Genomic DNA, 12,966 nt, shown 5'->3' on the forward strand with positions numbered 1-12,966 from the left:
GCATTTTTTTATGAATGTATCGAAAATTTCATCAAAATGAATTTCCCAATCCCTGAAAGATGTAATTTTTATTTATACAAATCCGGCTCGATCTGGTTGTTGTTCTTTTTAAATCCTTCTTTTGTTTTTTTCTCCATTTCTCTGAAAACCTGATTAGGATCTGAAATTTCCTTTCCGTCTGCAGTTCTTGTTCTGAAAGTAACTTTGTTTGACTCTGAATTTTTCATCATCATTTCACGCATATTTTTTGTGGGATCATTCACGTAAGATTTCCAGACCTTTTTAAATTGGTTTTTGTTCACTTCAATATCTTTTCCTCCCATTCCGAAAATCTGGATTCCCTGTGGAAGTTCGGTTTCTTTTTCAGATAAAATCTGAATTGTTTTATTGCCGACCAAAGTCATAGAATGCGAACCCGTTTTATCTTCTAATTTTACAATTAAACCGGGAAGTCCGTAGAATTTATACGGTCCGTCCTGAAACGGAAGATCTGTAGAAAACCAGGCCGTCCATTCTCTTCCACCGAAACTTGTTGTAGCCTTTTGAGTATTGTATTCTCCGATTTTTTGCTTCTCCTGAAGAATTTTCCATTCCGGTTTCTGATCTTCAGAAATTTTGTAACTATCTGTAGAAACCCGAGTGAAAAGATAGGTTGTAAAATCAGGATATTGTTTGGTTACTTTATAAGAAACTTGCCCGCTTTTCTCAGTCCTGTTGATACTGATATTGCCTGAGCTTGATTTAAGCTGCTTTTCTAAATCTGCTTTTGAGGTAGAATCTGAAACAAATTTATCATGACTGTAATAAGTAGAACCATTTTTATCAATATCCAAAAGCATCATTTCTTTGATCACTTTTGCTTTATCTGTAGAATCCGGGATGAATTTATATTCGTAGAAAAAACGGTTTTGTGCAGAAGCTCCAAATCCTGCTATTAAGAGAAAGGAAAGAAATATTTTTTTCATGCTATTTATTATTATTAATTTCTATTTTGTTGTTGTCTTTTTTCATTTTAGCTTTTATGCGTTCTTCCTGATCTTTCATGTGATTGTTTTGTCCGTCGATCATTTTCATGACGATACCACCCATTTGAATCTGCTTAAGACCTTTTGTGGGATCATTTTCATACTCTTTCAACAACCTGTTGTATTGTTTTAAACTGACTGATATTTCTTGAGCATCAAAAACATCTTCAGGAATAGCATTCATATTTTTAATTCCCTGTAAAGTAAAAGTATGAGATTTTGTTTTGTCCTCCAGTTTTACAATTAAGCCGGGAAGTCCGTGAAATTTATACGGACCGTCCTGAATGGGTATATCAGTGGTAAACCATGCAAACCAATGTCTTCCACCAAAATCGGTTTCTGCTTTTTGCGTTGACCATTCACCGATCTTCTGTTTTTCAGAAGATATTTTCCAGACAAACGGTCTTTCTTCTGCAACTTTATATTTGTCTGCTAAAATTCTGGAATGCAGATCAACTTCATACTTAGGATATTTTTTTGTAACCGAATATTTGACCAGACCTTTTTGCATATCAGATCGAATATTGATCGCACCCGTAGCAGCAAGTTGCTTATCTAAATCTACTTTCATCACAGAATCTGAATGATAAACGGCGTAGCTGTAAAATTTTGATCCAAATTCTGTAACATCCAGATTCATCATTTCGTTTTTCACATCAGAAATATTCGTAGAATCGGGAATGAATTGATAGTTATAGGTAAAACGTTTATTCTGCGCGTGAATAGAAATTGCAGATAAAAGAAAAGCCAGGATGAATATTTTCATTTTGTTTAGATATGATCTTTTTAAAAATGCTTTCTAGTTTTTTGTTTTGATGTGAATTTCCCCTGCTTCTTTCCCATCAGAATTCGATTTGTTGACATTTATTGATGCTATTTCGTTCGGATTCAGATCATTCATATCATTTTTAGAAGCAGATTTACCGTTGATGTAAATTTTTGTATTTTCATTAAAATCGGTTTTAACAAGATTTTTAAAAGCATCTTTTTGATAACTTTTGGCAATTGCAATAGCATTTTTATTACTTTTATCACTATTCCTATAAGTTCTTGTACCTATAATTTTAACATCGGGTTTCGCATGAGCATCAACTGAAATGATCCAAGGATTTCCCTGCACTTTGATCTGTTCTTTTGTAATTTCCGCTTTCTTTCTTGCAATTTCTGCTTGTTTTCTGGTAAGTTCAGCTTTTTCTTTGGCTAATTTTTCAAGCTTACGAATTTCTTTTTTAGAAAGTTTTGAAGTGTCTTTTAAGAAAGATTCAATTTCAACCTTTGGAAAATTACTATCTGCAAGCATGTCTTTTCCATTGAGATACAATTGATTGATTTTGCTTAATTCTTTCAAGTCAGTATTTTTAAATTTTTCCTTCAAAGCTTTTATTTTTTCTTCGCTCATTCCGGAATTATTTCTAAACTCTTTTGAATCGAATAATTTTTCAATATCCTTATTATTATTATTCATTCTGATTTTATATTGATCCCCATCAGGAAAAACTCTTCTCAGCTCCAGGTTTTCTAATTTTATTTTAGGATGATCAGAAAGGATATTAGATCTCAAATTTTCAAGACTTTCAAAATCAAGATGGTATGCCAGATCTTTATCGACAATTTTATCCATTTCACCTGAAAGCTGCTTCAGTTCTTTGGCTTTTAATTCAAACTCGTAGCTTTTATCACCTTTTTCCTGAGCAATTTTTCTCAGCTCTTCAGCTTTTTCCTTTGATTTTTCACTTAAAGTTTTTAGTTTTTCAGATTGAATCTTCAACTTTTCGTTAGCCTTCAAAATTTTAGCCTCCTGTTTTTCTACAATCTGATCAATATTATTTTTAGGACTGATGGTATCTTTTTTAATCTCAGAAACTGCGTTGGCAATTTCAATGTTGGTTTCTGCAATCTCTTTGTTTTTCGCATTCACCATATAGGCGAAAGCAACAGTAAATAAAACCGGTAATGCAAAAATTCTACGCATATATCCGAATTTGGTTTGTGGTTTTTGTAACATTTTGAGTCGTTTTTTGAGGTTTGAACTTAGAAACGGACTGGTTGCAGGCAACTGGTTTCCGGAAAAGTGGCTTGCTAGAAGCATCTGCGCAAATGCTTTTGTGTCCGATTGTTTGACGGCTTTTTTATCAGCCAGATATTCGTGAATTAAATTGATTTCTTTTTTGATGATATGAAAAAAAGGATTAAACCAAAAAACAGAGGTAATGATCTCAATAATAATCTTATCATATGAGTGTTTTTGCTCGATATGAACCATTTCATGCTTTAAAATCTGTTTTCCGATATCAGAATTGATGATGATAGAATTCTTCCAGAAAAGGTTTCTGAAATAAGAGAAAGGAGCTTCTGAAAGATCGGTCTGGTAAAAATTAACACCTTCAAAACTCTCCTTTTGAAACTGTCTTTTTAACTGATTGATTTTAAAAATTCCGTAGATTAATTTTCCTAAAAAATAGAAAGAAACCAATCCCAAAGCTGAAAAAATAACTCTAAAATAAGTGTAGTCATTGTGTATGTTTTTATCTGTATTTAAATTCTGAAATTTATTAATAAGCAAATAGATATCATTGCTCACCTCTATTGTAAAATATTCTATACTGATGAGTGGCAGCAAAATTGAAATCAACATCGCAGCCAGAAGATAAAATCTGTTGTAATGATGAAATGTCTTGTCCTTTAAAGACAACTGATAATACAAAAACATTACACCCGAACAGAGGATTACTTTTCCGAAATATAAAATCAGTGCTTCCATATCAGTCTTTATTTTTGAGTTCGTTTAATAGCATTTCCAGATCTTCTACCGTCATCTCATTTTTTTCCACTAAAAAAGAAACGGCGCTTTTGTAAGAACCTTTAAAGTAGTTTTTCACCAGGCTTTTCATCGTTTTGCCAGAATATTGCTCTTTAGAAACCAAAGGAAAATATTCGTGCTGTCTTCCATATAAAGTATAATCAACAAATTCTTTATCCTTCAAAACTTTTAAAATCGTAGAAACTGTATTGGTGTGAGGTTTCGGTTCCTGAAAAAGGTCAAGCACATCTTTTAGAAAACCTTTTTCTATTTTCCATAAATACTGCATCACCTGTTCTTCTGCTTTTGTTAGATTTTGAATCTTCATATTTTTCTATTCATTATTTTATCAGCAATCCTTATATCACTAATAAATTAGTTATACAAATGTAGAAATTAAATCCATTCCAACAACTAATTTTTTAGTGATAAATTATAAATACCTATAACAAATTGATTATCAACACAATAAATTTCATTAAAATATGTAAGATTATCAAAAATCTGTGTTTTATGTATCATTAACTCATATAATTTAACTTTAAAGTTGTAAAATCCATAAAACTTGTTAAAATTTATTAAATAAAATTAAAATCTACTTGCTTAAACTGAGAAAATATATTTATTTTAGTGCTTTAAAAATTTCTCATGAAAAGATATAATCTACTACCTGTTTTATTATTGTTTATTTTTGGCTTAACATCAGCTCAGATGTCATCAGTTTTCGGCTCAGTTACCGAGGCAAAATCTAAAATTGAAGCTACGGTTCCTATCGTATTAGAGCACTTGAAAAAAGTAAGTGACGCACAAGGAAATACGACGGTTTTAGATAACGGAAAAGTTGCTCTTAGAAACGAGTACAACAAAGTATCTCAGGAATTTGATCTTTATAAAGGAAATATGGCAAGCTGTGTTTTGGGCAAATCTAAAAAAGCAACAAAATGCATGAATTATCATACGCTATACTTCCGTAATACATTGGGCATTTATGAAAATTACATCACCTATGTTACTAAAAAAAATGGATACTTAGGAGTTGCTGATGACAGTGTAAAATTAGATTTTAAACCTACAGAGATTGCAACCAAAATCGACAAAGATTTCATGGGAGCTGTAGGTGCTGTAAAAAAGATGAAAGGAAACAACAAATCTACTTATTTCGATCAGTTAAAATCTGATGAGTATAAGCTTCAAAGTTTTGACACTTTAGTAAAATAATTAAAAAATCCCGTTTCTGTCAGAAGCGGGATTTTTTTGTTTAAAATTTTAGACAAAAAAAGAGAACTACTTTCGTAATTCTCCTGTTGGTAGCGGGAACCGGACTCGAACCGATGACCTCCGGGTTATGAGCCCGACGAGCTACCTACTGCTCTATCCCGCGGTGTATCTTTAGAGTGCTTACCGAAAGCACTTGACTTAGTAGCGGGAACCGGACTCGAACCGATGACCTCCGGGTTATGAGCCCGACGAGCTACCTACTGCTCTATCCCGCGGTGTATTTTTAGAGTGCTTACCGAAAGCACTAACTTAGTAGCGGGAACCGGACTCGAACCGATGACCTCCGGGTTATGAGCCCGACGAGCTACCTACTGCTCTATCCCGCGATATTGGATTGCAAATATACGAATATATTTTAATATTGCAAGTTTTTCTTTTAAATACGGTACTTTCAGAAAATAATTTAAATATTTGTATCTTTGTTTTATGGCAAAAATACTGAAAATTTACCCCGATAATCCACAGGAAAACCTTATCAATGAGGTTATTAAAACCCTGAATAATGGCGGACTGATCATTTATCCGTCTGATACTGTATATGCATTGGGCTGCAATATTTTCGATATTAAAGCGATGGAAAAACTCGCCCAGATCAAAAAGCTCAAACTTGAGAAATCAAAATTTTCAATTATATGTAACGACCTAAGCCATCTTTCGGATTTTACAAGACCTATTGATACATCTGTTTTCAGATTCCTGAAAAGCCATCTACCCGGTCCGTTTACATTTATACTTGAAGCCAATAAAGGCTTACCTTTAGCATACAAAAATCATAAAACAATCGGAATTCGTGTACCGGACCATCCCATTCCGCAATTGATTGTTGAAAAATTGGGACACCCTATCGCATCGACATCAATAAAAGATGATGATGAAATTATTGAATATTCTACAGACCCCGAATTGATTGCTGAAAAATACGATCATTTGGTTGATATCGTCATTGATTCCGGTTATGGTGATAATATTGCTTCTACAATCGTTGACTTGACATCAGGCGAGCCGGAAATCATAAGACAAGGGAAAGGAGAAATTTAGAAGTATTTTACGATATGAGTCTGAACGGAAGATACGCTGTCGGGATTGTACTTACTTTTGTATTGCTGGTCCTCTCAATGCTTTATTCAATTCCTGTAATTAATTTATATTTTAATTCAAAAATCTTAACAGCAGAACTTTTTTTCTACAACAGATTATCTCTCTGGCTGGTTTTGATTTTGATATTATTCTATAATTTTTTTATCGAAAACAGGTCATTCTTCGCTTGGGAAGACAGAAAATATCCACTATTGTTTTATATCGGATCTATAATCTCATTATATTTAATTTGTGTTTTTGGCGGAGCAATTCTGAATGCGATTATTATTCTTTTTACTGAAGAAAAAATTAGCAGAAGGCTTTTGGAATTTAAAATTTTATTCAAAAACAATTATTTGCTGATGATTTTCACTTGCTTAACAGCAGCGGTGACTGAAGAATTATTGATGAGAGCTTATATTCAGCCAAGAATTGAAAAAATTTACAACAGTCCGGTTTTAGGAATCTTAGTTTCTGCATTATTATTCGGAATTCTTCACAGCACGTACGGAACCATTGGTCAGGTTGTTATTCCGTTTTTTATTGGGATTATATTTGCTTTATTTTATAAAAAATATTCCAACATTAAAATATTAATAATCTGTCATTTTCTGATAGATTTTATATCCATTATGGCAATGAATTTCATTGATCCTAAACATCTATCACTATTCAACGTATGAAAATCATAACATCTCCTGCAAAATTAATGAATACTGAAATCTCAACAGATCTGTTGAGAAGCACTAGCCCCAAATTCATTGATGATGCAACATTTATACATTCATTTTTAAAAACTAAATCTCCAAAATATCTTTCTGATCTGATGGAAATTTCTTCAAAATTAGCAGACGAAAACTGGGAACGAAACCAAAAATGGAAGGCAAAACCTACTGCAAAAGAGTCTGCTCCTGCAATGTTTGCTTTCACAGGAGAAGTTTACCGGGGTTTGGATGCTAAAACTTTAGATAAAAAAGCTGTAGATTATTTACAGAAAAACTACAGAATAATATCCGGATTATACGGTTTACTGCGACCTTCGGATAAGGTCATGCTTTACAGACTCGAAATGGGACGACCATTTGAATTTGATGAATACAAAAATCTGTATAGTTTCTGGAGCGATAAAATCACAGAACACCTCAATTCTGAAATGAAAAAAAATGAAATCCTACTCCACCTTGCCAGTAATGAGTACGGAAAAGTGATTGACCGGAAAAAACTCAATCACAAAGTCATCGACTTTGAATTTTATGAATTGAGGGAAGGAAAGCTAAAAACCATTGTTGTTTATACCAAGCATGCACGAGGTTTGATGGTAAGATTTTGTGCTGAAAACAATGTGAAAACATTGAATGATGTAAAAGCTTTCAACTATGAAGGCTACAGGATTGATGAAGAAAAATCAACAGATGTTAAATTGGTTTTTACGAGATAAATGACAATTTCAGCATTAAAAAAATATTTCAAAAAAGAACTTTCAGAATTGTATACAGAATCTGAAAGTGACTTTCTCTATTCGGTTTTTATTGAGAAAATTTTAGAATTAAATCCGGTTCAGCAAAGAATATTTTTCGAAAATGAAATATCAGATGATCATCAAATTCAACTTCAAGATATTATTTTAGAGTTAAAAACAGGAAAGCCATATCAGCACATTTTAGGTGAAACAGAATTTTATGGGATGAGTTTTTTTGTTAATGAAAATGTTTTGATTCCGCGTCCTGAGACTGAAGAATTGCTTGAATTGGCGATCAGTAAAATTCAAACTTCAGGGTTTGATGTTCAGGGTTTAAAGATATTGGATATTGGAACAGGTAGCGGAATGATTCCTTTGGTTTTAAAAAAAAATTTTCCAAATGCAGAAATTACATCCATAGATTTTTCGGAAAAAGCTTTGGAAGTTGCCAAAAGAAACGCAGAATTTCATCAGCTTGACATCAAATTTATTCATGCAGATTATCTGAATTTGAATTTGAGCGAAATGTATGAGGTGATTATTTCAAATCCGCCTTACATCGGAATTGATGAAGAGAACGAAATTGCAGATTCAGTAAAAGAATTTGAGCCTAAAATGGCACTGTTTTCACCAACTGCAGACGCTTTAATTTTCTACAAAAAAATTGCTGAAGACTCAAAAAAATATTTAAACAAAAGCGGACTGTTATTCTTAGAAATTAATCAGAAATTAGGTCAGGAAACCTTGGAATTATATCAAACAAATTTCTCAAAAGCTGAATTAATCAAAGATCTGAGCGGAAATGACCGTTTTATTTTTGGAATAAAATAAGGTAATACAAGAAATAAATTTTTATAATATTTAAATCTTAAATTAAAAAGAGCCTTATGAAATAATTCACAAGGCTCTTTTTTTATTATTTTAAATTATCTAAGAGCAACTTTTACAGATTTTTCACCTGCCGCAGATTTTAAATGCACGAGGTAAAGACCACTTTCCAGATCAAAATTCATTTCTGAATTAGATTTTGCAGTTTTAACCAAACTTCCTGTTGCTGTATACACTTTCACTTCTGTGTTAGTGTTAGTTGGGTTAGATACAAATAGAGAATTTCCTTTTGTATAAACTGTTGCTTGCGCTTTTTTCACTCCGTCATGTATTCCTAAGGTTGCAAGTGTGGTTGTGCCTACATTGTTTGAAACCTCAATTTTGTAAATGTTCATCGCCTGATCGCCTGCCACATAAATAATTCCAGCACCACCAGTATAGTTAGCAGTTAATACCAAAGGATCTGAAGAGCTTGAACTTCCTAAAGAACCAATAACGCTGGTTCCATTAGTAACATATAAGGTTCTTGTACCTGAGCCTCCGCTTTTGAACCACACTTTTACCGTGCATGCGCCCGTTACTGCAAAATAAATGTATCTTTTAGTAGGCATTACAAAAGAAGTTGCCCCCGTATCCCAGCTACCGCCGTTTAGTTTGAAACGTTTTGTTGCAGTATATCCGTCAAGGAACGTAGCGCTGTTTGCTTCCACCGCACCCAGATTGGTAACACTTGATCCCGGAATCATCGCTAAATTATCCAGTAATGTATCTGTAGAGTAACCGGAAGAAATCGGCCAGGTAGCACTGTTTCCAAAATCCCAGGTTTTGCTTTGGGCGGTGAATAGGTTCGTAAAAAACAGACTGAACAGCATAAATAAAGTAAATGTGTTTTTCATAATTAAAGACTTTTAATGTTATTATTATATAAATTTAATGTTAACGCAATCGATTGCATAAAGTTAAATCTAATTTCGATATACGCAAGAAAAAATTTAAATAAATTTTAATACACCAATTAAAATCAACAAAAAATAAATTTTTGATAACAAATTTTGTTAAATTAAAAATATTGCTATATTTACGTGCAATCGATTACATTCTTAAAAACTATTATCAATCTATTTTAATAATAAATTCTATGAAGAAAATAATTATATTTTTTGTAATGTTTATGGGGTTTTTAAACATGCATGCACAAAACGTCACTATTACCCAAGCAGTCGGCTGGATGGAAACAGCTTATGTTAAATGGACACCTGTAAGTGGTGCCGATAGCTATAAAGTGTATTACACGGGAGGAAATTTAACCGATAAAATCATCGATACCCAATTAATCAGAAATTACGGTACCTACTATAGAGCTGACGTTCTTGGCCTGACTGCAGGTGTATATACCATAAAAGTGGTTCCCGTTACTGCTAATGTTGACGGACCGGCAACTGTATCTGCACCTATTACTGTAACTGCTCATGACAGATCGGGGTTTGCCCATAGCAATGGAAGAATACCTGGAGCTTATAATCTTGACGGAACTCTAAAAGCCAATGCAGTAGTTTTATATATTACTCAGGATACAAAAAATACTATTTCAATGAATGTTACGGGGGCCAATGCAAATCCCTGCGTAGGTTTACAGACGATCTTGGATGGTTTCAAAAAAGGATTTGACACCCGTCCATTAGACATCAGAATGATTGGAAATGTTACCGATCCTAATTATATGCTGAATGGTGATATCGTCATAGAAAACAAAAAAATTGCAGCAAGCTCTATCACATTCGAAGGTGTAGGATCTGATGCATTGGTAAATGGTTGGGGCATCAGAATAAAAACTGCGACCAATATTGAAGTTCGGAATTTAGGATTTATGCTGACAGACGCGTCTGAAGGTGATAACCTCAGTCTTCAACAAGACAATTCTTATGTGTGGGCTCATAATAATGATCTTTTTTATGGTGCTCCGGGATCTGATGCCGATCAGGCAAAAGGTGACGGCGCTCTCGATTCAAAAAAATCTACTTATGTAACATTTTCTTACAATCACTTTTGGGATAACGGAAAGAGTTGCCTTTTGGGTTTAAGTGAAGGAACTACAACGGATCTTTATATAACCTATCACCACAACTGGTTTGATCATTCAGATTCCAGACATCCACGTGTACGTTATTTTTCTGCACATGTTTACAACAATTATTATGACGGAAACTCAAAATATGGTGTAGGATCAACTTTAGGATCATCAATTTTTGTAGAAGGAAACTACTTCAGAAACTGTAAGTATCCAATGTTGATTTCTAAACAAGGAACTGATATTGCCGGAGGTTCACAGGGAACATTTTCTAATGAAGACGGTGGAATGATCAAAGCTCATAACAACTTCATGACGGGCCAAACCGCTTTTGTACCTTACAGTTCATCAGCACTAACTCAGTTTGATGCTTATGTTGCTACTAATAGAAATGAAGTATTAACCAGCAGTATTACAGCTGTTCAGGGAGGCGCAAACTATAATAATTTCGATACAAACGCAGCTTTATATATCAATTCTTTAGTGATTGATAATCCGGTGCAGGGAAGAGATAAAACAATGCAGTTTTCAGGTAGAGTTTCTGGCGGAGATATTAGCTGGACATTCAACAATGCAGTAGATGACACATCATCTTCTGTAAATACAGGACTAATGGCTCTATTACAAAACTATACTTCGCAGTTGGTTTCTGTACAAGGAATTACTTCACCTCCGGTTAGCTCTCAAACATTAACGATCCCAGCAAACAACGACCAAACAGTAATAACTGCAACTGCAATGGCACCTATGATATTTACTTGGGGCGGAACTGCAACCGACGTATCAGTAACAGGATTACCTGCTTCGGGAGTCAGCTTTGTAAAAAATACTACAAACAAAACAGTGACAGTCTCAGGAAACCCTACAGATGATGTAAGTTTTACTGTAAATACTGTTGGCTCAGCGGGAACACCAGTTTCAGGAACAGGAGCCATCAGTGTGATTGCGCCAGGAACTGCACAAGGAAACGAAATTCATAATTTCACAACATCAGCATTAAGCAGTTCATTCTATACATTTACATCAGCCAACATCAATTCAACTGACGGATCAGCTACTTATGATGGGCTTACTTTAACAAAACGTCTAAAATTAGAATCAGCAACTTCTATAGCTTATAACACTCTGCAGGCTTCAACGTTAACAATGGTTTTTGATCCTACATTCACCGGAACCGTAAAGTTTGATAATGTGAATTACACTGCGTCGGCTGGTCTCGTTACCATTCAGAATATTGCAGCAGGAGCACATACGATCACAAAAGGAAGTGTTGCCAACTTGTTCTACATTAAGACAGTTTTCAATTCGGGAACTTTGGGAACACAAGAGAATAGCAAAGGAAAACTGACTGTTTATCCGAATCCTGTGAGTTCAATACTTACTATTGCAACGCCTGGCAACAATTTGGCAGAGCAGGTGATTGTAACTAACTCTGCGGGACAAGTAGTTAAAAAAATAAACGAAACCACCACTAAGATTGATATGAGTAACTTGAGTAACGGGGTTTATTTCTTACAAATTAAAACCAAAGAAGGAATTTTCAATCAAAAAATTATTAAAAAGTAACCAGAAACATTTACCATGTTAATCGAGAGTCCGTCTTCACTGACAGTGAGACGGACTTTTATTTTTATTGACCTTTTGTAGAATTGATATTTCAATTTAAAAAAATCCACTTTTATTTATTACGCTGATTAATATCTGTTTTAAGTAAATCTAACTTTAAGCAAAATAAAAACCAATGAGATTCATTCATTGGTTTTGATATTTTAATCTTTAAATTTTATCCGATTTTTTTTCTGATAAATATTTCATAAGATAAGTACAGAAGAGGTAAAGACATTGCTCCCAGATAAATAATATTACTCATTGCTAATTGAGGATGTAATGCTACAGAATAAACCAATCCAAAAAAAGCACCACCTAAATGTGCAGCGTGTCCTAAATTATCCCATTGTTTAGGATTGAGCATCATATAAACAGAATATCCGAAATACAGTGTTCCGAAAAGCCATCCAGGCAAAAAATTGACACTAATATCATTGGGAGCCATTGCAATCGCTGCAAAAATAACTCCTGAAACAGCACCTGAAGCTCCAATTGCGGAGTACCATGGCTGGTTTTTGTAAATAAACAAACTAAATAAATTACCCAAAAACATAGATGCAAAATAAATAATCACAAATCCTATCTCACCAAAAAACTGAATCACAGCACCCTGAAATAGAAATAGTGAAAACATATTGAAAAACAAATGCATGAAATCAGCATGAAGAAAACCTGAACTGATCAATCTAACATATTCTTTTCTGTTATTTATTGCAGCTACATTAAATTTATATTTTTCAAATATTGCCATATTATTCAGTCCAAAATAACTGATAATACATGTAATAGCAATAATGATGATAACAATTATACTCATATTTTA

Annotated in this window: 12 protein-coding genes and 3 tRNA genes; 6 read left to right on the plus strand and 9 right to left on the minus strand. The window is 33.6% G+C overall.

The features are described 5' to 3' along the window. Positions 1-68: 68 nt before the first annotated feature. The 4 genes from ACZZZA_RS14525 to ACZZZA_RS14540 are packed head-to-tail and all read right to left on the minus strand — an operon-like array spanning position 69 to position 4,153. Complete coding sequence (locus tag ACZZZA_RS14525; RefSeq protein ID WP_463432940.1) at positions 69-965, minus strand: GLPGLI family protein; 897 nt, start codon at positions 963-965, stop codon at positions 69-71. Position 966: 1 nt separating this feature from the next. Further along, a complete protein-coding gene (locus ACZZZA_RS14530) occupies positions 967-1,791 on the minus strand; it encodes a GLPGLI family protein (protein WP_463432942.1) in 825 nt (274 codons plus the stop codon). Positions 1,792-1,824: 33 nt separating this feature from the next. Further along, positions 1,825-3,786, minus strand: a complete 1,962-nt coding sequence (locus ACZZZA_RS14535) for a M56 family metallopeptidase (protein ID WP_463432944.1) — start codon at positions 3,784-3,786, stop codon at positions 1,825-1,827. A gap of 1 nt (position 3,787) precedes the next feature. Then, a complete protein-coding gene (locus ACZZZA_RS14540; protein WP_463432946.1) occupies positions 3,788-4,153 on the minus strand; it encodes a BlaI/MecI/CopY family transcriptional regulator in 366 nt (121 codons plus the stop codon). Positions 4,154-4,473: 320 nt separating this feature from the next. On the opposite strand from ACZZZA_RS14540, the gene ACZZZA_RS14545 reads away from it, so the two are divergent. Beyond that, positions 4,474-5,043 carry a hypothetical protein gene (locus ACZZZA_RS14545; RefSeq protein WP_463432948.1) on the plus strand — a complete coding sequence of 190 codons (570 nt, stop codon included), beginning with the start codon at positions 4,474-4,476 and terminating at the stop codon, positions 5,041-5,043. A gap of 87 nt (positions 5,044-5,130) precedes the next feature. Here ACZZZA_RS14545 and ACZZZA_RS14550 read toward each other — a convergent pair. The 3 genes from ACZZZA_RS14550 to ACZZZA_RS14560 all read right to left on the minus strand — a co-directional run bounded on the left by ACZZZA_RS14550 (position 5,131) and on the right by ACZZZA_RS14560 (position 5,429). Continuing rightward, positions 5,131-5,206: transfer RNA gene (locus ACZZZA_RS14550), tRNA-Met, on the minus strand. A gap of 39 nt (positions 5,207-5,245) precedes the next feature. Continuing rightward, positions 5,246-5,318 (minus strand) — tRNA-Met (locus ACZZZA_RS14555). A 38-nt stretch (positions 5,319-5,356) separates the two neighbouring features. Next, positions 5,357-5,429 (minus strand) — tRNA-Met (locus tag ACZZZA_RS14560). Positions 5,430-5,529: 100 nt separating this feature from the next. On the opposite strand from ACZZZA_RS14560, the gene ACZZZA_RS14565 reads away from it, so the two are divergent. From ACZZZA_RS14565 to prmC, 4 genes are read left to right on the plus strand one after another with little or no spacing between them, the layout of a single operon-like run. Then, a complete protein-coding gene (locus ACZZZA_RS14565) occupies positions 5,530-6,141 on the plus strand; it encodes an L-threonylcarbamoyladenylate synthase (RefSeq protein ID WP_463432950.1) in 612 nt (203 codons plus the stop codon). A gap of 14 nt (positions 6,142-6,155) precedes the next feature. Continuing rightward, the gene (locus ACZZZA_RS14570; protein WP_463432952.1) at positions 6,156-6,863 is read left to right on the plus strand and encodes a lysostaphin resistance A-like protein; all 708 of its coding nucleotides are present in this window, start codon (positions 6,156-6,158) and stop codon (positions 6,861-6,863) included. Further along, the gene (yaaA, locus tag ACZZZA_RS14575; RefSeq protein WP_463432954.1) at positions 6,860-7,618 is read left to right on the plus strand and encodes a peroxide stress protein YaaA; all 759 of its coding nucleotides are present in this window, start codon (positions 6,860-6,862) and stop codon (positions 7,616-7,618) included. The genes ACZZZA_RS14570 and yaaA overlap by 4 nt, the downstream gene beginning before the upstream one ends. Further along, entirely contained in the window at positions 7,619-8,470 is an 852-nt protein-coding gene (prmC, locus tag ACZZZA_RS14580) for a peptide chain release factor N(5)-glutamine methyltransferase (protein WP_463432956.1), read from the plus strand. It begins immediately after the preceding gene. A 95-nt stretch (positions 8,471-8,565) separates the two neighbouring features. Here the strand turns inward: prmC and ACZZZA_RS14585 are convergent, their stop codons facing one another. Then, entirely contained in the window at positions 8,566-9,363 is a 798-nt protein-coding gene (locus tag ACZZZA_RS14585) for a T9SS type A sorting domain-containing protein (protein WP_463432958.1), read from the minus strand. A gap of 242 nt (positions 9,364-9,605) precedes the next feature. Here ACZZZA_RS14585 and ACZZZA_RS14590 point away from each other — a divergent pair, with 242 nt between their 5' ends. After that, positions 9,606-12,101: a pectate lyase family protein gene (locus ACZZZA_RS14590; protein ID WP_463432960.1), complete on the plus strand. Its 2,496-nt coding sequence runs from the start codon at positions 9,606-9,608 to the stop codon at positions 12,099-12,101. Positions 12,102-12,318: 217 nt separating this feature from the next. Here ACZZZA_RS14590 and ACZZZA_RS14595 read toward each other — a convergent pair whose 3' ends face one another. Continuing rightward, positions 12,319-12,960: a rhomboid family intramembrane serine protease gene (locus ACZZZA_RS14595; protein ID WP_463432962.1), complete on the minus strand. Its 642-nt coding sequence runs from the start codon at positions 12,958-12,960 to the stop codon at positions 12,319-12,321. Positions 12,961-12,966 lie beyond the last annotated feature (6 nt).

It is taken from the genome of Chryseobacterium sp. AC405b (assembly GCF_979258685.1).

Excerpts from the sequence above, each read along its gene's own strand:
- ACZZZA_RS14525 (WP_463432940.1), bottom strand. The coding sequence starts at position 965 with ATGAAAAAAATATTTCTTTCCTTTCTCTTAATAGCAGGATTTGGAGCT.
- ACZZZA_RS14530 (WP_463432942.1), bottom strand. The coding sequence starts at position 1,791 with ATGAAAATATTCATCCTGGCTTTTCTTTTATCTGCAATTTCTATTCAC.
- ACZZZA_RS14535 (WP_463432944.1), bottom strand. The coding sequence starts at position 3,786 with ATGGAAGCACTGATTTTATATTTCGGAAAAGTAATCCTCTGTTCGGGT.
- ACZZZA_RS14540 (WP_463432946.1), bottom strand. The coding sequence starts at position 4,153 with ATGAAGATTCAAAATCTAACAAAAGCAGAAGAACAGGTGATGCAGTAT.
- ACZZZA_RS14545 (WP_463432948.1), top strand. The coding sequence starts at position 4,474 with ATGAAAAGATATAATCTACTACCTGTTTTATTATTGTTTATTTTTGGC.
- ACZZZA_RS14565 (WP_463432950.1), top strand. The coding sequence starts at position 5,530 with ATGGCAAAAATACTGAAAATTTACCCCGATAATCCACAGGAAAACCTT.
- ACZZZA_RS14570 (WP_463432952.1), top strand. The coding sequence starts at position 6,156 with ATGAGTCTGAACGGAAGATACGCTGTCGGGATTGTACTTACTTTTGTA.
- yaaA (WP_463432954.1), top strand. The coding sequence starts at position 6,860 with ATGAAAATCATAACATCTCCTGCAAAATTAATGAATACTGAAATCTCA.
- prmC (WP_463432956.1), top strand. The coding sequence starts at position 7,619 with ATGACAATTTCAGCATTAAAAAAATATTTCAAAAAAGAACTTTCAGAA.
- ACZZZA_RS14585 (WP_463432958.1), bottom strand. The coding sequence starts at position 9,363 with ATGAAAAACACATTTACTTTATTTATGCTGTTCAGTCTGTTTTTTACG.
- ACZZZA_RS14590 (WP_463432960.1), top strand. The coding sequence starts at position 9,606 with ATGAAGAAAATAATTATATTTTTTGTAATGTTTATGGGGTTTTTAAAC.
- ACZZZA_RS14595 (WP_463432962.1), bottom strand. The coding sequence starts at position 12,960 with ATGAGTATAATTGTTATCATCATTATTGCTATTACATGTATTATCAGT.